The sequence below is a fragment of the Halomonas sp. GT genome (assembly GCF_002082565.1).
GTDB lineage: Bacteria > Pseudomonadota > Gammaproteobacteria > Pseudomonadales > Halomonadaceae > Vreelandella.
Genome location: NZ_CP020562.1, coordinates 3593135 through 3611836, shown reverse-complemented (window position 1 = coordinate 3611836; position 18702 = coordinate 3593135). Strand labels below are relative to the sequence as shown.

At 54.2% G+C, this 18702-nt stretch carries 17 protein-coding genes and 2 riboswitches; of the genes, 7 read left to right on the top strand and 10 right to left on the bottom strand.

What is annotated here, in order from left to right:
• Window positions 1-63: 63 nt before the first annotated feature.
• Window positions 64-231 carry a hemin uptake protein HemP gene (hemP, locus tag B6A39_RS16400; protein WP_009722942.1) on the bottom strand — a complete coding sequence of 56 codons (168 nt, stop codon included), beginning with the start codon at window positions 229-231 and terminating at the stop codon, window positions 64-66.
• A 254-nt stretch (window positions 232-485) separates the two neighbouring features.
• Between hemP and B6A39_RS16395 the strand changes: the two genes are divergently transcribed.
• Window positions 486-2618, top strand: coding sequence for a PhoX family protein (locus B6A39_RS16395; protein ID WP_083007345.1), 2133 nt, complete (start codon window positions 486-488; stop codon window positions 2616-2618).
• A 64-nt stretch (window positions 2619-2682) separates the two neighbouring features.
• Here B6A39_RS16395 and B6A39_RS16390 read toward each other — a convergent pair whose 3' ends face one another.
• Window positions 2683-3333, bottom strand: a complete 651-nt coding sequence (locus B6A39_RS16390; RefSeq protein WP_083007344.1) for a TetR/AcrR family transcriptional regulator — start codon at window positions 3331-3333, stop codon at window positions 2683-2685.
• Window positions 3334-3434: 101 nt separating this feature from the next.
• Here B6A39_RS16390 and B6A39_RS16385 point away from each other — a divergent pair, with 101 nt between their 5' ends.
• Window positions 3435-4595 carry an efflux RND transporter periplasmic adaptor subunit gene (locus B6A39_RS16385; RefSeq protein ID WP_083007342.1) on the top strand — a complete coding sequence of 387 codons (1161 nt, stop codon included), beginning with the start codon at window positions 3435-3437 and terminating at the stop codon, window positions 4593-4595.
• Window positions 4582-7680: an efflux RND transporter permease subunit gene (locus tag B6A39_RS16380; RefSeq protein ID WP_083007340.1), complete on the top strand. Its 3099-nt coding sequence runs from the start codon at window positions 4582-4584 to the stop codon at window positions 7678-7680. Before B6A39_RS16385 ends, B6A39_RS16380 begins: the two co-directional genes overlap by 14 nt.
• Before the next feature lie 72 nt (window positions 7681-7752).
• Here the strand turns inward: B6A39_RS16380 and B6A39_RS16375 are convergent, their stop codons facing one another.
• The 6 genes from B6A39_RS16375 to B6A39_RS16350 all read right to left on the bottom strand — a co-directional run bounded on the left by B6A39_RS16375 (window position 7753) and on the right by B6A39_RS16350 (window position 13888).
• A complete protein-coding gene (locus B6A39_RS16375) occupies window positions 7753-8514 on the bottom strand; it encodes a M15 family metallopeptidase (RefSeq protein ID WP_198036729.1) in 762 nt (253 codons plus the stop codon).
• A 33-nt stretch (window positions 8515-8547) separates the two neighbouring features.
• Window positions 8548-9825, bottom strand: a complete 1278-nt coding sequence (locus B6A39_RS16370) for a TRAP transporter large permease (RefSeq protein ID WP_083007339.1) — start codon at window positions 9823-9825, stop codon at window positions 8548-8550.
• A complete protein-coding gene (locus B6A39_RS16365) occupies window positions 9822-10313 on the bottom strand; it encodes a TRAP transporter small permease (RefSeq protein ID WP_083007337.1) in 492 nt (163 codons plus the stop codon). The genes B6A39_RS16370 and B6A39_RS16365 overlap by 4 nt, the downstream gene beginning before the upstream one ends.
• A 157-nt stretch (window positions 10314-10470) precedes the next feature.
• Window positions 10471-11517, bottom strand: coding sequence for a TRAP transporter substrate-binding protein DctP (gene dctP, locus B6A39_RS16360; protein ID WP_083007336.1), 1047 nt, complete (start codon window positions 11515-11517; stop codon window positions 10471-10473).
• Window positions 11518-11643: 126 nt separating this feature from the next.
• Window positions 11644-12570, bottom strand: a complete 927-nt coding sequence (locus B6A39_RS16355; protein ID WP_083007334.1) for a LysR family transcriptional regulator — start codon at window positions 12568-12570, stop codon at window positions 11644-11646.
• Between the two features lie 67 nt (window positions 12571-12637).
• On the bottom strand, window positions 12638-13888 hold the full coding sequence (locus B6A39_RS16350; RefSeq protein WP_083007332.1) for a D-amino acid dehydrogenase: 1251 nt from the start codon (window positions 13886-13888) through the stop codon (window positions 12638-12640).
• A 55-nt stretch (window positions 13889-13943) separates the two neighbouring features.
• Window positions 13944-14051: riboswitch (glycine riboswitch) on the bottom strand.
• 23 nt (window positions 14052-14074) lie between these two features.
• Window positions 14075-14165, bottom strand: a riboswitch (glycine riboswitch).
• A gap of 152 nt (window positions 14166-14317) precedes the next feature.
• On the opposite strand from B6A39_RS16350, the gene B6A39_RS16345 reads away from it, so the two are divergent.
• Complete coding sequence (locus tag B6A39_RS16345; RefSeq protein ID WP_083007331.1) at window positions 14318-14611, top strand: hypothetical protein; 294 nt, start codon at window positions 14318-14320, stop codon at window positions 14609-14611.
• Here B6A39_RS16345 and B6A39_RS16340 read toward each other — a convergent pair.
• Window positions 14586-15500 carry a DMT family transporter gene (locus B6A39_RS16340; RefSeq protein WP_083007325.1) on the bottom strand — a complete coding sequence of 305 codons (915 nt, stop codon included), beginning with the start codon at window positions 15498-15500 and terminating at the stop codon, window positions 14586-14588. The genes B6A39_RS16345 and B6A39_RS16340 overlap by 26 nt on opposite strands.
• Before the next feature lie 169 nt (window positions 15501-15669).
• Here B6A39_RS16340 and B6A39_RS16335 point away from each other — a divergent pair, with 169 nt between their 5' ends.
• Window positions 15670-16197 (top strand): HPP family protein, encoded by a 528-nt coding sequence (locus B6A39_RS16335; protein WP_083007323.1) that lies wholly within the window; start codon window positions 15670-15672, stop codon window positions 16195-16197.
• Here the strand turns inward: B6A39_RS16335 and B6A39_RS16330 are convergent.
• Complete coding sequence (locus tag B6A39_RS16330) at window positions 16188-16775, bottom strand: gamma-glutamylcyclotransferase (RefSeq protein ID WP_083007321.1); 588 nt, start codon at window positions 16773-16775, stop codon at window positions 16188-16190. The genes B6A39_RS16335 and B6A39_RS16330 overlap by 10 nt on opposite strands.
• 51 nt (window positions 16776-16826) lie before the next feature.
• Between B6A39_RS16330 and B6A39_RS16325 the strand changes: the two genes are divergently transcribed.
• The gene (locus B6A39_RS16325) at window positions 16827-17735 is read left to right on the top strand and encodes a histone deacetylase family protein (RefSeq protein ID WP_083007319.1); all 909 of its coding nucleotides are present in this window, start codon (window positions 16827-16829) and stop codon (window positions 17733-17735) included.
• Window positions 17736-17765: 30 nt separating this feature from the next.
• A complete protein-coding gene (locus tag B6A39_RS16320) occupies window positions 17766-18632 on the top strand; it encodes a sirohydrochlorin chelatase (protein WP_083007318.1) in 867 nt (288 codons plus the stop codon).
• The last annotated feature ends 70 nt before the right edge of the window (window positions 18633-18702 follow it).

Genomic DNA, 18702 nt, shown 5'->3' with positions numbered 1-18702 from the left:
TGCGATGGGCTACCTGGCTGGCTAAAAGGGGTGGTAGTGGGTAAGTGGTTATTTTTAAAAGGTTTATGCTGTTAGGATCAGCTTGCCGCTTTTCGTGCGGCGCAGCACATAGCGTCGCTGTTCATGGTGAATAACCAACTGACCGTCTTGATCAAGCAGCGCCTGACTTGTCACCTCGCGAGATGCGCTAGGTGAGCCTTCTGGCGAAACATCTTTTTTCCTAGGCTGCATGAGAGGTTATGTCCTGTGGTAATGATAACTATTAGCATTAATTTAGCAGACTTCCCCCTCGCTCACAACCATCACTCTCAACCACCGTTCTCAACTAACGTGCAGACGCTTCACTAAAGGTTTAATAGTCGGTGAAAGCTTGCTAATGAACGTTCATATAACAGTAGAGTGCTCGTCATTACCCTGTCATTTAAATTGATTAGTGTCTCCTTAACTTAAAACTAGCGCGTGTTAACCGTGACAAGGGGACCGTTATGAGCAAGGAAATTGAAGATCATCGCCTGTTTAACCAGAGCAGCAACCAGCCTTTTGCGGATGTGTTAGCGCAGCATGTTTCGCGGCGTGCGGTAATGCGGGGCGGCCTAGGCTTGGCCGCTGCTTCAATGCTTGGCTTTGGCGGTGCCGCTCAAGCATTGGCCTCAAACGGGGCGCAAAAAACGCCGTTGACGCTGGCGTTTGAGGCGGTTCAAGGATCGCTAACGGATGCTGTCGTAGTGCCTGAAGGCTATATTGCCCAAGTGCTGGTTCCTTGGGGAACACCGTTGAGCGCTGGTGACAACTGGCAGCCCGACCAGCCAATGACCGCCGAGCGTCAAGCCGCTAGCGTGGGTATGAACCACGATGGAATGGCTGGTTTTGCCTTGGATGCTGATAACGCCTCGCGGCGATTTTTATTGGCACTCAACAACGAATATATCGAACAAGATGCGCTCTGGGCCCCCCAGGGTGGCCCCACAAATGCCAGGGGAAAACGACCGGCAGAGGAGTCACGCACCGAAATCAATGCTCATGGCGTTACCATTGTGGAAATTGAGAAAGACGCTAACGGCCATTGGTCGCATGTGCCAGGTTCATCTTATAACCGCCGTCTTACCAGCGCGACGGTAATGGAAATAGCAGGCCCAGTGGCGGGCAGTGACTATGTGAAAACGCGCTTCTCACCAGCGGGTACACAAACCCGTGGCACCAATAATAATTGTGGTAATGGGTTAACGCCCTGGGGCACCTATATCGCCTGCGAAGAGAACTGGCCCAATGTGTTTGTTAATCACGGCCAGCTTTTCCAGGACGACGCGCGGATAGGTATTCCTACCGACAAAAGCCGCTATGGTTGGGATACCTCGGCGGGTGATGCCTCTGAAGAAAATGATGAGTTTGCCCGTTTCGATATCACGCCACGGGGCGAGCGTGCCGAAGATGACTACCGCAATGAAGCGCGCACCTTTGGCTACCAAGTAGAAGTCGACCCCTATAGTGATGCCCTCGCGGTTAAGCGCACAGCACTAGGCCGTTTCCGCCATGAAGGGTGTTGGTTAGGCAAGCTAGAGGCCGGTCAGCCGGTGGTTTATTACTCTGGTCACGATGCACGTAACGAGTACGTCTATAAATACGTTTCTGACGCTGCCTGGGATCCTGCCGATGCCAATCGCCCAGGCGAGGCGTATGACCGTCTCGCTATTGGTAGTAAGTATATGGATAACGGCACCCTCTATGTGGCCCGTTTCCATGCCGATGGTAGCGGTGAGTGGTTGCCACTAACGCCTAGCGCGCAAACACGCGATGGCCGCTCGTTGGCAACGGCTTTGGGGTTGGCAGAGAATGATTTAGCTGGGGTGATTATTAACACCTGTGATGCAGCGGATCTAATGGGAGCGACACCGATGGACCGCCCTGAGTGGGCAACCGTGGATCCTTCCTCTGGCGAGGTGTATCTAACGCTGACCAATAATTCGAAGCGTAGCGAAGATGCCGTTGCGGCTACTTTCACCAATCAAGGCGATGACATTGCTCAGCTAGGAGTGGGCTACGAGACAGCCCCGGCCAACGCCGTTAACCCACGCGCTAATAACGAAGCCGGTCACATTATCCGCTGGCGTGAAAGTCGCCTGCCGAATGCCTTTCGCTGGGAAGTGTTTGTATTTGGTGCCGCCACTAATGATGAAGGCAATCATTCCGGCCTGACTGAAATGAACCAATTTGCCAGCCCCGATGGTCTGTGGTTTGACCAGCGTGATGATGGTCAGGGCATTCTCTGGATTCAGACCGATAATGGTTATGAAGGCATTACCGAGCACACCAACGACCAGCTATTAGCCGTGGTACCTAACAGCCTAGACGAGCTTCAGGGTACCGGTCCGGTGATTAACAACAGCAATCAACAGCAACTTAAACGCTTCGCTGTTGGGCCGAACGGCTGTGAAGTGACCGGTATTTTTGCGACGCCAGATAAAACGGCGCTGTTTATCAATATTCAGCACCCCGGCAACTGGCCCGCGGATGGTGGCGCACTGACCCAAGATGCTACCACTGAGACCAGTGGCCAAGTACGTCCTCGGGCATCTACCGTTGTTATTCAGAAGCGCGATGGCGGGCCAGTGGGCGTTTAAATCAAAACCTAAGCGTTGCGAAAGCCCCGTTGATACGGGGCTTTTTTGCATACTAGTGGTGCGCTCAATGGTTTCCATACGCCGCCAAAAACACATCTACGGCGCGACTAATCTGATGATGAAGTTCTTCATCACTTGGGGGCTGGCGTACCCCCATGCGCACCTCCATAACTAACATGCCTTGCCACATGCTACAGAGTTGGTCAGCGGCTAGCGTGGGTGCGTTAAGCGTTAAATGCCCCGCGCAGGCTAGCCCCTCAAGCTTTTCCTGCAGCCACTTTTTAGTGGCCCAGGGGCCAGCTTCGAAAAAGGCCAGAAGCAGTTCAGGGTACTGATTCCCCTGTGTACTCATAACACGCTCAACGGCTAATACGTGAGGCTCCAACAAAAAGCGCACGAGCCCTGTGCCGACTTCAATCAGTGATTGACGCACGGCTTCGTGAGTGTCGGGGAGCTGTTCTAGTCCATGACGAATGAGGGCGGTTTCACGCTGAATGACGCTGCCAAATAGCGCTTCTTTGGTCGCAAAATGGCCGTACACGGTCACTTTGGAAACACCCGCTTCACGGGCAACGGCTTCCATGGTCACCCCTTCGAGTCCAAAGCGAAAGAATAGGCAGGCCGCCGCGTCTAGCATCGCGTTGCGCTTAGCCATATCTTTGGGGCGGCCGGCGCTGCGTTTTTTGTCAGGCAGTAAAGGTTGCGAGTCAGTCATTCGGTAAAATCCGTGCCTATCGAATAAATAAATATTGAACGCTGGCGTACACATATTATAGTGAACCGTATCGTTCAAGAATAAACCATTTCGAGGCCATTATGGGCACCCCCTTCAATACTTCCTGGCGGCACCGACGTCGTGGCACGCTGGCTGCCTTAATCATGATTAGCATTACGGCAGTCGCGGTGGTTACGCTTAGTAGCCAGCACAGTCGAGCCCAGCTGGCTGATCAGCAAGGGGCTGATAACGCTTTGTTGCAAGTGGCTACGCAGACTCTTGCCCACTCCGAACAGCTGGAGCGGGACGTGCGTTTAACGGGTCGAGTGGTTGCACGTCAGTCTGTGTCGCTTGCCTTTGAGCCCGCTGGGCGTGTTAGCGAAGTGTTGGCTGATAGGGGGGATGCGGTTGAACAGGGCGATGTGCTGGCGACACTGGATACCCGACGCCTTGAAAGCCGTTTGGCAGAAGTAGCTGCACGCAGCGAAGAAGCCCGCGCTGGCCTTGCTTTTGCCCAGCGCCAAGAAGAGCGTGAAGCGCAACTTAATCAAAGTAACTTTGCTAGCCGCACAACGCTGGATCAGGCCCGTACAGATCGGCTAACACTTCAAGCCCGCCTTGCGGCACTGGCGGCGGAACGAGACAGCCTTACCGCAGATCTTGAAGATAGCACGTTAAAAGCGCCCTTCGCCGGACGCGTGATTGAACGTTATGTCAGTGTTGGCAGTTTAGTGGCTAGCGGCACCGCCGCGTTTGAGCTTATCGATATTGAGCAGCTCGAAGCGCACCTGGGTTTGCCTGCTCGGTTAGCGGCGACGTTTACCCCAGGCGAGACGGTCACACTCAATGTTAATCAGCATACTATTGGCGGTGAGGTGCGCGCTCGGCTACCTCACATTGACAGCGATAGCCGTACACAGACGCTGGTGGTATCGCTTGACGCTTCAAGCAATGTTGTGCCAGGAGATCTCGCTGAACTCCGCTACGCAATTTCAGAGTCTGCCAGTGGCTATTGGGTGCCGCTAGATGCTTTGCGTGCTGCCGACCGAGGGTTGTGGAACGTACTGGTGGCAGAGCCGCTAGAAGAGGGGCGTTTTCGTGTGGCTAGGGCGAGTGTGGAGTTGTTGCATACCGAGGGCGATCAAGCTTTCGTGCGCGGAACCCTCGAACCAGGAATAAGGTTAATAACTAGCGGTATTCACCGCATCACCCCAGGGCAGCAAGTCACCCTCAGCGAGGATGTGGCTTATGCAGCGCATTGAATGGTTGTTTAACCGACGTCTAGTGGCATTAACCTTGGGGTTGCTGGTCGTTGCTGGGCTGTCGGCTATTCAAACGCTTCCTCGAGCAGAAGACCCTCATTTGATTGCGCGTATGGCTACCGTGCTCGCGCCGTTTCCTGGTGCTACGCCTGAGCAGGTTGAAGCGCTGGTAGCGCGGCCCATTGAAAACGAGTTGCGCACTATTTCAGAAATCCAAGTGCTTGAGTCTACGTCGCGCCAGGGCATCGCTGTTATCAGTCTTGAATTAGAAGACGCGGTTTTTGATGTCACTCCGGTGTGGAGCCGGGTACGAGATAAGTTAGGCGATATCGCACCAACATTGCCAGCCGGTGTGCAAACGCCAGAGCTGCTGGATGACCGCGGTTACGCCTTTAGCATGGTGGCCGCCCTGCGCTGGACATTGGATTCTTCGCCCAACCCGCAACTGATGGAGCGCTATGCTGAACGCCTAGAAGACCAGTTTAGGCGTGTTGCAGGCACGGAGTACACGCATCTGTTTGGTGTCGCTGGGGAACAGGTCGAGGTCATGGTCGATCCCTTAGAGCTAAATGCGTTGGGGCTCTCTGTTGGCCAGTTGGCCGCCGCTATTGAAGCAAGTGATGGCCGACGCACGGCAGGCGAAGTGGTCACTCAAGGCCATCGGCTAACGGTCGGGCTGAGCGGTGAGTTTGATACGTTGGACAGATTGCGCGATATCGACGTGGCTATCCGGCAAGGCCAGACGGTTAGGCTAGGTGAGATTGCACAGCTGCGCCGTGGCGTTCAGGATCCGCCTGCCGCCATGGCACTGCTTAACGGCGAACGAGCGGTGTTTGTTGGTGCCCGTATGGCCCCCGGCCAGCGTATCGATGTTTGGGTTGAACGGGCTCAGCAACAACTTATGGCGTTTGCTGACGAATTGCCCGTGGGCCTTGATGTTGAGGAGGTATTTGAACAGGCCAGTTATACCAATCAGCGCTTAAGCGATGTCGCTAGCAGCCTGCTGATGGGGTTAGTACTGGTCGTGGCTATTCTATTTTTAACCATGGGCTGGCGCTCGGCGATCACCGTGGGGCTAGCGATTCCCGCCACGGCGCTGCTCACGTTGGCGTTCTTCAAACCACTGGGTATTGATATCCACCAGATGAGCATTACCGGCATTATTGTGGCGCTGGGATTAATGGTGGATAACGCCATCGTCATGACCAATGCCCTTCGCGAGCGCTTATTGCAAGGGGATTCGGTGATTGCTGCTACCCGAGATGCCTTGCGTCATTTAGCCGTGCCGCTACTTGCCAGTACGTTGACAACAATCTTGGCGTTTATGCCAATTGTGCTAATGCCGGGGCCTGCCGGAGAGTTCGTCGGACCGCTAGCCATGGCCGTTATGGTAGCGCTGGTGAGCTCTTACCTGGTATCGCTGTTGTTAGTGCCCGCGCTATCTCCGATGTTGCTAGCCAATGTGGCGAATAAGCTGTCAGGGTCAAAAGATAACGTGGTCAAGCGTGGTTTTCGCCGTACCGTACGCAGCGCGCTGCGTCATCCGGTGGCTGCCATGATCATAACGTTATGCGTGCCTGTGGGCGGCATCGCGCTAATGCCAACGCTAGACGTCGCGTTTTTTCCACCGGCAGACCGTGATCAATTCCACATTGAAGTACGCTTGCCACCGGCTAGCAGCATGGCCAATACCGCAGCGTTGGCCTACGAAGCCGAGGCCCTTATCCGAGAGCTGCCGGGAATCAAGCGGGTGTCGGCATTTATCGGCGAAAGTGCCCCCATGATGTACTACAACGTATTGACCAATGAGGATAACAACCCCGCGTTTTTGCACTTGATTGTCGATGCCGAGTCGTTAGCGGTGACGAATCAGCGAGTGCCAATGCTGCAGCAGGTACTTGATCAGCACTTTCTGCAGGCGCAAAGCGTGGTGCGTAAGTATGAACAGGGGCCTCCGTTTAAAGCCCCGATTGAGCTACGGGTCTACGGTGATGACTTGGACGTACTGTCATCGCTGGGGCTCGAACTAGCGAATCTAATGCACCAGTTGCCTCAGGTGACCCATGTGCGCGCAGGCATGCAGCGCGACCTGCCCAGGTTAACGTTAGATATCAACCAAACGGCGCTTAACGATGCAGGCCTAACGCCACAACGCCTAGCGGAACAAGTTGGCGCAGCACTGTCGGGTCAGTCTGCCGGCATGCTGCTGGAAGATACCCAGCAGTTACCCGTTCGAGTGCGTTATGTTGGTGAATGGCGTACCGATGCGGAACAGCTTGCTGCGCTGCGCTTAGTCAGTGATCGCGTCGCCGAGGGATTGCCGCTAGCGGCAGTAGCGGAGGTATCGCTAACGCCAGCCTGGAGCGTGATTACTCGACGTAATGCTGAACGGGTACAGTTGGTGCAAGGCTACTTGGTGGCCGATGCGTTGCCGGCGGTTTCCATGGCGCAGCTAGAAGACTTTCTGCAAAACGCGCTAGCAGCAGGAGAGATTCATCTCCCTTCTGGTTATCGCATTGAAACCGGTGGGGAGGCCGCTGAACGTGACGAAGCCGTGGGTAACCTGCTGGCCTCGGTGATACTGCTGGTAATTGCCATGGTGGCAACGGTCGTGCTGGCGTTTAATTCCTTTCGCCGCGCAGCCATCGTGTTTATTGCTGGGGCTCAGGCGATGGGCATGGGTATTGTGGCGCTGTTATTAAGCGGCCATGCCTTCGGTTTTGTCATTATTGTCGGCATTATGGGGCTAGTGGGCGTGGCGATTAATGCCACTATTATCATCATTGCTGCGTTTGACGACGATGAGGCTGCACGCCAAGGCGATATCGATGCCATGTTAGCGGTGATTAGCGGCCCCACCAGTCGTCATATTGTCTCAACGACGATCACCACTTTCGCCGGATTAATTCCATTGATGATGGCGGCAGGTGGATTGTGGCCACCTTTTGCGCAAACCGTCGGGTTTGGGCTGCTTTTGGCAACGCTGGTGTCGTTTTTCTTTACCCCAGCGCTTTATCGGCTTTGGGTAGCAAGAGCAAGCTCGTCTATCGGTAGCAAGCATGCGGTAGCGGGAAACGCAATCTGAGCATCCTTGATAAGGTGGTGTGAGTTCTAGGCGACGATGCCCTTTACCTGGAGTGGCATCGTGCCTAGTCAACTACAGCTGTCGGCGCCAGCGATTCTCAATGGTGTCCAACTCTGCCGGGCCGTAATGCGCCTGCTGATGTGACCCGTAGTAGGCCCATAATTGATCGCCGTAATCGAAGTGCCACCACTCGCTAGGCAGGTTAGTGAAGCCTTGCTGTTGCATGGTGTGATACAGCAGGCGGCGATGATCGCGGGCGTTGACTTGCTGCGGCGTTAGCGTTTCCAGGCGCTCGAAATAGTCGCTATGAGAGGCAGGTATCGCTTCATCAAACAGCGTCCCCATATCCAGTGGCAGGCCATCGGCATCGCATAGCGTGACATCGACGGCGCCACCGGTGAGATGTGGGCTGGGTGCTAATGGGTCGCGGCTGGGGACTGAGACAAACTCCCGTGTGCGCTCCAGTAGCTCCGCTTCACTGAGGCCGGGCTGATGCTGCTGGATAGCTTCGTGCAGGGTATCAAATAAGTACTGCTGCACCCGCCATGGACGCCAGCCGTCGAGTACGATTAAACCGATCCCTTCGGGTAAGCTGCGTGCTGCGGCGAGTAGCGCCCGATAAACGCTTTCCCGAACGAAACACTCCGGTACCGCGCCGGGAATGCCCAGCCGAGCATAGGCGGGGAATACGCTAATCGGTGCGGGGGCGAGGCTCATTGGCACCAAGCGCTCACCGTTATCTTCAATAGATGTTCGGCGTAGCTGTTCCCAGTTTGGAGCTAGGTGGCTGGGTAGAGGCGGCAAGGCCTTCAATAGTGTGTTCAAAGGCATCATGTTATCCAAGCAAAGGATTATTCAAGAAGAGCACTATCTAAACTGTGTAGGAAGCCAAAGCGTTAGTGGCGGAAACAGGATGAGTAGAATAAGCACCGCAATCGCTGTCAGTACAAAGGGCCAAATGGTTCTGAACAGCGACACTATCTCAAGCCGACTGACCGCGGCGGCGACAAACACGCATGCACCCAGCGGCGGAGTGATTAACGCGATGGTAATGTTAAGCGTGATGATGACGCCCAGGTGAATGGGGTCGATACCCGCCATCATAGCCACTGGCGTAAAGATAGGCGTCAGTAGCATCAACGCTGACACCTCTTCCATAAACATGCCCGTTATAAAGGTAATGGCACTCAGTAACAGTAGAATCACTACTGCGTTGTCTATGTAAGGAGATAACAGCGAGACAAATTGCGCGGGCACTTGCGCATAGGAGAGTAACCAGCTAATTGTCGCTGAGGCGGCCATAATCAGAAAAATCGCCGAGGTTAAGCGTGCCGTATCGACGATAGCTTTCCAGCACTCTTTAAAACGCAATCCTCCCAACACGACCCCGCACAACGCGACGTACAGCGCTGTTAATGCGCCTGACTCTGTTGGCGTCACGAAGCCCAGCACGATGCCAGCAACAATAATAAAAGGGGCAATAAGTGCAGGCAGAGCGGCTACGAAGGCTACGCCAAGTTGGCTGAGCGGGGGCAACTGGCCACTTTTGGGTAACCGATGGCGCCAGGCATACCAAGCGTTCATGCCCATAAAGGCAACCCCCAGCAGTAGCCCTGGCACAACGCCCGCCAGAAATAGATCGCCGACTGAGGTGTTGGTCAGTGAGGCGTAGAGGATCATAAAGATACTGGGTGGAATAATCGGGCCGATCAACGAGCTACCTGCGGTCAACCCAGCGGCAAAGGCTCGTGAGTAGCCCTCTTTCTCCATGGCAGGCACTAACAGCGACCCAAGTGCCGAGGTGTCCGCCACTGCTGAGCCATTAACACCCGCGAAGAATACGCTCGACACCACATTGACGTGACCCATGCCGCCCCGCAAATGCCCTACCATCAGGCGGGCGAGCCCCATCAAGCGTTCGGTTAAGCCGCTGACGTTCATCAGGTTGCCAGCGAAGATAAATAACGGAATCGCCATCAAGGAGAATACATTGATACCACCAAAGAATTGCTGGGGCAGCATGCGTGGAATCATTGAGGGGTCGACAAACAAAAAGCCGACTATTGCGGTGGTAAGCAGGGCGATAAACAGAGGAAGCCCAAGCAAGACGTGGCCCAGGAAAACAACCAGCATAGTGACAATCATAGGTCGTCCTCGATGGTCTTGAGTGGCGCAGGGCCATAGAGAAGCACATGCCAAGCTAGTAGCAAAAAGCCAATAGGTAGCGAGAGCAGTGGCACCGTGCGGCTAATGCCGAGCCCAGAGGTGGTAAACATGCTGACCGATAGCGCATAGCGATAGCTAACCCATGCACCCCCCGCTGCAATTAGCAGGGTGAGTAACCATTGGTACACGTTTAGCAAGCGAGCAAAGGGGGCGGGCAGTCGTTTCTCTAACAGGCCAACGCGCATATGTTCTCCTTCAGACCAGACAGCGCCAGCCGCGAGCATCACGGTGGCGATGATTAAGAAACGTGAAAGCTCATCTGTCCAGATAGGCGCGCCACCAGCGATGTAGCGTGCAAACACCCCAAACAGAATGGCCGCAACATTGAGCGATAACAGTGCGCCCGCCAGGGTTAAGGTAACAGGGCGGCTGATCGCTAAAAGACGGGATCGAAGCGTATTAAACATGGCAGCCTTCCATGAAGCACAGAAACGTTAAGCACTTGAACATTAAGTACTTGGGTATTAAGTACTTGGGTATTAAGTACTGGAGTATTAAGTACTGGAGTATTAAGTACTGGAAATAGGGGGCCAGCATGATGCCAGCCCCTGTTGTTAACAGCCGTTAGTCGAGCAGTTCGCTCATGCCTGCATCTTCCAACGCCATATCGATCCAGCGCTGCTCGATATCACGCTCACCAAGCCACTCAAGGTAGGCAGGCTGGCCGATTTCGCGGAAAGCGGCCAGCTCTTCTTCAGAGGGGCGAATTACTTCCATGCCTTGCTCTTCCAAATAGGCGATACGCGCCTCTACTTGCTCCTCATTGTGCTCACGGGCATTGTGATTAGCTTCGGAGACGGCTTCCATAAAGGCGCTGCGAAGCTCATCATCCCAACCCGCGATCATGTCGCTGTTGCCTACCAGGAACTGGTCGGAGTACTGGATATTGGCAAGGGTCAGGTAGTCCTGCACTTCGTAAAGGCTGCCCAAGATGATATACATCGGCGGGTTCATTTGGCCGTCTGCCACCCCGGTGCGCAGTGCCATATAGGTCTCTGTCCAGGGGATGGGAGTGCCGGAGGCGCCGAAGGCCTCATACAGAGCGACTTGGCTAGGGTCCATGGCGCGGAAGCGGAGTCCTTCGAAGTCGTCAGGGTGGCTGATCGGCCTTTCGTTATTGGTGAACGCCAAAAAGCCGCCCTCTTCCACAACGGCTAGCATATCGATACCGGCACGCTCCTGCAGAGCGTTGCTGACTTCCTGCCAATACTCACCCTCATCGAAGAAAGTGTGAGCTGCAGAAAAATCGTCGAACAGAAACGGAATAGCGCTAACGAAGATTTCATCAACAAGAGGAGAGACACCCGCAAATGACGCCACATTGAGCATGGGCGTATTCATGGTTTGTTCCATGCGCTCCTCTTCTTCGCCGAGCATGCTATTCGGATAGAGCTTGAGCTGGATCTCACCGTCAGTTTTTTCGTCTACCAACGCTTTAAGATTCTCTGCAAAGACGTGGACAGCATTCTTTTCGGGGTCTGGGGCACCGTTGTAACTTAGATTAATCGTAGTCGCTGCAAGCGCGTTCCCTGCCATCAAAGCAGAGCCTACTAGGCACGCGGAAATAAGCTGTTTAGGCGAAAAGTATTGGCTCAATTTTGGTGGGTACATAGTCAGTCTCCTGGTTTATTGTCGTGAGCTACGGGGCGCTATGGGCGCGTTATTAGATTTATAAGGAGTGCCTACTAGAAGACTATGTATTGAGGTGTTGACTATGCAATACCTAAACTGTGGCTTTTATTGCAACAGTCGTGGTGCGTCGGCGGAGAAAAAGCGCATGCCTTTGTGCAAATGATTGATGCAAGTGATTGAAGCGACTGGGAGTTCCTGTCCTTTCAGGCTAACAATTTGTGCCCGCGTACCGTTCATCACCGGGTACTGCATGGGGAGTGTGAAGATCTCACCGCGCTCAATCTCATCCGCTACGGTGAGTTCGGGCATAAACGTAACGCCGATGCCTGAGCGGACGAAGTTCTTTAACACCGAAACAGAGTTTGTATGCAGGCGTGCTTCAAGATGAATACGCTCCTGGTGAGCCACCATATTAACCATTTGCCGCATACCAAAAGGATTGTCCATTAACGCCAGAGGCCACTCCTTTAAGTCATGCAGTGTTACCGGGCGGTTAAGATCACTTAGTGGGTGATTGGGGGGTACAATGACATCGAGCGGCTGGCGCGTTTCCACGTGGCAGAAAAGTTGCGGGTCTACCGGCGGTGCATAAAGTAGCGCTATATCCACCTCGCGATCTTGGAGTAACGACATCGCTTCGTTGACACCCGCCATGCGGATTTCAACTTTGATACCGTCAAACGCTGACATAAAAGTGCCTAACGGTGCGGCGATCAGGTCAGCAATAAACCCTTCTCCCACGGCAATGCGAACTTCCCCTTTCGCTAGACTTTGAAGTGCCATTAGTTGGGAGAGCACCGCTTCTTCTGAAGCCCGCTGGGCATGAAAATGGTGCACCAGTAGCTGGCCCGCTGCGGTGGCACGCATCCCTCTTCCGTGCCGCTCGCATAGCTGGGTATCCAGTTCTTCTTCTAATGCTTTTAGTTGGCGGCTAACGGCAGAGGCATCGACATTCAGGTGGGCGGCGGCACGCCTGAGCGAGCCGCGCCGAATCACTTCATTGAGGTAGGTTAATGCACGCTGGTTAAGCATAAAACACGCCTATGTTGGGGTGTTCTATATCTTACCGGAAGCCAGCCCGGACTTGTCATGGTTGGAACTAGCTAAGCGGTTGGGGGGCTGGCTCGCGGAGGATATTTTTCTCTTCCACCGCGTCCGCCAGCATTTCGGCGGTAATGGCTGACAGTGTCCAGCCTAGGTGGCCGTGGCCGGTGTTATAGAAAACAGTGGGCAAACGGCCAGGCCCAACTTTGGGCAGCATGTTAGGTAGCATTGGGCGCAGGCCAGCCCAGGGCACAACGCGTTGTGTGCTCACGCCAGGGAAGCACTCTTCTACCCAGCGAACCAGCGGTTGAATACGGTCGTTGCGTATATCGCGATTCGCGCCGTTAAATTCAGCGGTACCAGCCACGCGGAAGCGGTTGAGCCCCAACCGGCTGGTCACCAATTTGGTTTCATCATCTAGCAGGCTGACGGTTGGCGCGGCTTGCTGAGAGGCCTCGTCATCTAGCTGTACGGTGATGGAGTAACCTTTTACGGGGTAGATATTAACGCGATCGCCTAATTTGGCGGCAATGGCGCGGCTGCCAGTCCCCGCGCAAACGACCACGCTGTCAAAGCGTTGGCTCATGCTGTTGTTATCTACCGTGGCGCTTACCCAAGCCCCATTATCGTCAGCGCCAATATCGTCAATGTGGTGGCCATAATTAAGCTGTACGCCACGTTTGGCGGCTGCTTTAGCGAGGCCGTTAGTGTATTTGTGGATATCGCCAGTGGCGTCGCTTTCGGTATAGAAACCGCCATAGTAACTACCTGCCAGCGTTGGCTCGATGGTGCGCATTTCATCGGGGGTTACTGATCTGCGTTCAAGGCCGCCTTTCGCTAGCAACTGCGACACGCGTGCTGCGTGATCAAAGCCAGCTTTGTCGCGGTATATATGTAAAATGCCCTGCTGTTTGAGGTCGAAATCAATCTGCTCGTCTTTCGCCCACTGGAATAAGTGTTCCCGGGCAGCAATCGCTAACCGAGTGGTTTCTGTGGTGTTGTCAGCATAACGGGGAATGGCGGCGATGAACTCTGCAAACCAGCTGAGTTTGTGCCAACTAGGGCGAGGGTTGACCAAGAGCGGCGCATCGTTTTTTAGCATCCAGCGCAGGCCTTTAAGCACCGTTGGCCAGTGGTTCCAGACTTCAGCATTCGAGGCCGATAGCTGTCCGCCGTTGGCAAAAGACGTTTCCATTGCCGCATAGCGGTGTTTTTCAAAAACTGTCACATCAAAGCCGCGCTTCGCCAGGGCATAAGCACTTGTAATACCGGTGATCCCACCGCCAATAATAGCAATGTGTTGCATGTGTCTCTCCAGATTGTATGAGCGTCAAGCGATACCCCTAGCAACATTGGCTAGGCGTACCCCTTCCGTCATGGAACCTGAGAGATTCACGCATCCATTGAGGCGCTTGCTCCTTCGGTGGGCTGAGTGACGCAGTCATCAACCGCTCTTCGGAAAGTGTTAGTAATTACTGTTCTAGTAAATACCATAACAATAGCGGTCCGGTGGCCTGAGAGTTTCCGGGGTCGTTGCTCCTTCGGCGCTGGTGGCTAGCACCAGTCTCTCCCGCTATTGCTTTGACAATGTTTTAACGCGTCAGTCGAAAAAGTGAAATAGGGTAAACGTCTTAAGGGGCGTAAAAGGGAAGAGCACGCTGCTTTATCGGCATGCTTTGCAATGGTGTAGTTTTAACTGACAATATCGAAAACCTTTTAGCGATGGACGAGACGCATGCAGGCAAACGGATTTTTTGATGGTATTGGCGAAGCCATTGGCGATGCTATTCGCGTGGTGGTGGAGTTTTTATTGGGCTTTTTCACCAATTTTTTCGGCGCGTTCGATGACTTTATTGATGGCCTTACTCGCTCCCTGGGTATCAATGCGTCGTTCTTTAGCCTTCTGGTGCTGGTAATTGGCTTGTGGCTGTTATGGCGGGGCTTTCGGGCGCTGCTGCGAGGCTCCCTGCTAGGAGCCATCGTGCGTATTGTGCTGGCGCTGTTTATCCTGTCGTGGCTAATGATGTAGGTTGGCGCCCGCCCGTCGAAGCTTGCATGATGCCGCAGACAACAATCAGTGCGCATCCGCTTAGCTGCAGAGGTGACAACGCTTCACCAAATAGGCTCCAACCAAAGATCACCACTGCCACCGGCTCGCAGTAAGCCAGGGTTCCATACAGGGCGGTGGGCAGTCGGTTAATCGCCATCACGGCACACAGCAATGCTAAAAAGCCAGGGACTAAGCCAGCCAATAATAGCCAAGGCCACTGCCAGGATGCGGCGGTTAATCCTTCTGGCTGCCAAAGAGCAAACGGTAATATGACCAGCGCACCTACTAGCAACTGCCAAAACGCGCAGACCCTGTCGTCTAAATGACTTGGCAAACGACGGTTAGTGAGCATAAAGCCGCTATAGGCAAACATGGCGGCTAAGGCATAGCCCATCCCAATAATGTCTTGGTGATCATCAAGGTTCAAACGAAACTCTTGCATCATCGCGAACCCAAATAGCGCCAAGCCAATCAATCCAATTTGTTCAGTGGTAAGGCGTTCACTATAGAGGGAGTGAGCTGCCACGGCGGCGATAATTGGTGCTAGGTAGATCATCAAAATAGCGTTGGCCATCTGGGTGTAGTTCATGGCCTGAACGTAAAAGAGGATAAATGACGCCAGAAGTACGCCGCTAATGACTACCTGCCGTCCAGGCAGTGCGTTGAGTGCGGCGTGGCGTTTTGTCAGCACTAAATACGCCAGCAGAAACGCCGCCCCAAGGCCTAAACGATAAAACGTAATGCTTTCGGCATTTAGCCCGGTAATGCGCGAAATAACGCCGATGGTTGCCATGCCGATAGCTGCCACCACGGCAAGCAATAAACTAGAGGGGGTGACGTTTAACGGGGTACTGCTGGCGTTAGACATTAGCTGCTTAATCATCCTGGAAGTGTGTTTGAGAATGTATTTGAAAGTGCGTTTAGGGACGTTTTTTAACGCGTTCTTGAAAGTGCTTCATCAGCGTATGACGGATTGTCATTTGCTTATCTGGTGCATTTTGCCATCATCTGCACTCTTTTTGTGCAGAGAGAGTGCAATGAAAGCTTATCTTGGCAAGATGCGAGGAGAGCCAACGGCGCGCCGCCCCGTCGGCTGGAAAGATGCCTGCTGGTCATGGCTGGGCGCATTTACTGGTATGGCCGTCATATGCTGGCTAAGCGCCGCTTGGCTCTCGCAGCAGTTATTAATCGTGGGCTCGTTTGGGGCAACGTCGGTGTTGATTTATGCAGCACCTGAAAGCCCGTTTGCCCAGCCAAGCCATGTACTGTTTGGCAGTGTTTTGTCGGCGCTGGTGGGAGTAGGTTGCTACCAACTATTGGGTGCGACGCCTATCTCGATGGCGCTAGCGGTGTCGCTCTCCATCCTGGTGATGCAATTAACACACACCGTACATCCACCTGGGGCTGCCGCTGCGCTGATTGCGGTAGCGGGCGGGGCGAGTGTCCACAAGCTGGGCTGGTGGTATCCGCTGATCCCTATTGGTGCTGGGTGCGTGGTCATGCTGGTAGTGGCCATTTTGGTGAATAATTTAGCGCGCCACCGTCGATACCCGCGCTATTGGTAGCGAAGTAGCTGCTTCTCAATGGCGAAAACGTGCGCATCGTCTGTGCCTAATTCGCGTAACGCCCGGGCTAAGTTCAATAAATAAGCTTTATTCGAGCCGCTAGGACCGTGGGAATGAGCAATTTGGTGGGCAATATCATCCAATGGTGCCTCGCCCAGAAAGGCTGGATTATCTTCGGTAGCTAAGTAAATTAGCCCTTCCGTTGCTGCCTTTGCTGTCTGGGCATTGCCATGTTGCCCTCGAAAAGTGAGCGAGACTTTTTCACGCAGGTAGCCGTTCTTTTCACGTATATCCAGCGGTGCCAGGACGTCGGGTGTAATGCGGTACGCCATGCCGTGACACACTTCCCCCTGGGCGCGAATCAGCGTCGCGACGCGACCCGGTGCGTCAGGCGTGCCACGATGATCGTGAGAGCCTTGCCAAAAACGCCGCGCCCAGCCGGTAATGTAGGCGGGCTGACGCTCTAGGTAGGCAAAGTCGGCTTTCCATATCAGTGAGCCATAACCAAAAAGCCAGATATCGGTATGGCCATCGAAGAAGTTTCTTTGCTGGTTCAGAGTGGTGGTATCAAGCAACATAAGGCATCTATGTCAATTACCAAGGTTAATTAACAACGTGGCAACGCACCAATGGCGTTAAAGATCGTGCATCATCCTGGTTATACGATTGATTTACCAGCCAACCACCCCTTTCCTATGGAAAAATTTCGGGTGCTCAGGCAGCTACTTGGTGAGCAGTCGCTAGCGTGCCCCGTTGAATGGCTAACGCCTGAGCCTGCGCCTATCAATACCCTTTCTAGAGTGCATACTCGAGAGTACCTTAATGCATTTTTGCAGGGCAGTTTAGAGCGCGCCGCTCAACGGCGTAGCGGTTTTACATGGTCGCCTGAGTTAGTTGATCGAGTTCGCTTAGAAACAGGAGGCACGCTATTAACCCTCGAGGCAGCGCTGACCAGCGGACTTGCCTGTAATTCCGCTGGAGGTACTCATCACGCTCATGCCGATGCTGCAAGCGGTTATTGCTTAATTAATGACCTAGCGGTTGCTGCGGCCCACGCCCTTGCTTGCGGCTGGGCTGAGCGAGTTCTTATCGTTGACTGCGATGTTCACCAAGGCGATGGCACTGCCCGGTTGTTTGCCGGAGTGCCTGGGGTATTTACTTTTTCCATGCACGCCGCGCGTAATTTTCCAGCGCGCAAAGCCATAAGCGACCTAGATATTGCGCTGCCTAATGGTATGAGTGATGACGCTTATTTGGCCGAGCTTGCCTCCCGGTTGCCTGGGCTTTTGGCAGCTTATCAGCCAGACATAGTGCTGTATGACGCGGGCGTTGATGTTCATCAAGATGATCGGCTGGGTTATTTAGCGCTTAGCAGCGAAGGTTTGTATGCCCGCGACCATTATGTGCTTAGCTGCTGTCGCGATGCTGAAATTCCCGTGGCGGCGGTGATTGGCGGCGGCTACGACCGCGATATTATCGCTCTCGCTACACGGCATGCCCAGCTGCACCGGGCCGCTGCGGATGTGCTGATGATGTAACGCCCTCATTCAGAAAAAGGATAGGAAACGATGCGTGCTATTTTTCTCGTCGATAACGGCTCATTACGGCCTCAGGCAACCCATAACCTGCGCCGCGTAGCGTTTGCGCTCAGCCAGCGGTTAGGAGAAACCGTTCAGGCGGCTTCCTTGCTGCACTCCAATAAAATCCCTCCCGACGAGGTCGACGGCATCCCTGCGATTACTCTAGGGCCGGCTGCTGAACGCAGTGCCGAAAGTGGGGCGAAAGAGATCATTGTGTTGCCGTTCTTCTTTGGGCCAAGCAAAGCACTGACAGGCTACTTGCCAGAGCGCATGGCAGCACTGCAGGCGCGGTTTCCCCAGGTGACCGTGCGTGTCGCCCAGCCACTAGTAGATGAGCAGGGTAATAACGACCTGCGTTTAGCCAAGTTGCTGGCCGACAACGTGCGCGACAAGTACCAGGCGGGAACGACGCCGCATGTGGCGCTGGTAGATCACGGTAGCCCGATTCCTGAAGTGACAGCCGTGCGCAACCGCTTAGCGGGGCAGTTAAGCGTGCTACTGGCAGATGAGGTTAGCTGCGTAGCGGCGGCTTCCATGGAACGCCGTGAAGGTGACGAATATCGCTTTAACGAGCCGCTTTTAGAACATTTGCTGGATACGCAGGAGTTCCAAGCAGGCCCGGTCATCTTAGCGATGCTGTTTCTCTCGCCTGGGCGTCATGCGGGGGAAGGTGGCGATATCGCCGAGATTTGTGCCGCCGCTGAACAGCGCCACCCAGGTTTGAGTGTGACAACCACCGCGCTGGTTGGCGAACACCCTGGCATCGTCGAGATACTGCATGCACGGCTGCGCCAAGCGCTTGATGGTGAACGTTTTCTACTCGAGCTTCCGGCGACGCTAGACAACGCGCACTAGGTGGGAGGTGTAACGCTGCTCAAAGGCGCGTAGAATCGCGAGCTTTTGAACGCGTAATTACACTGTTAAC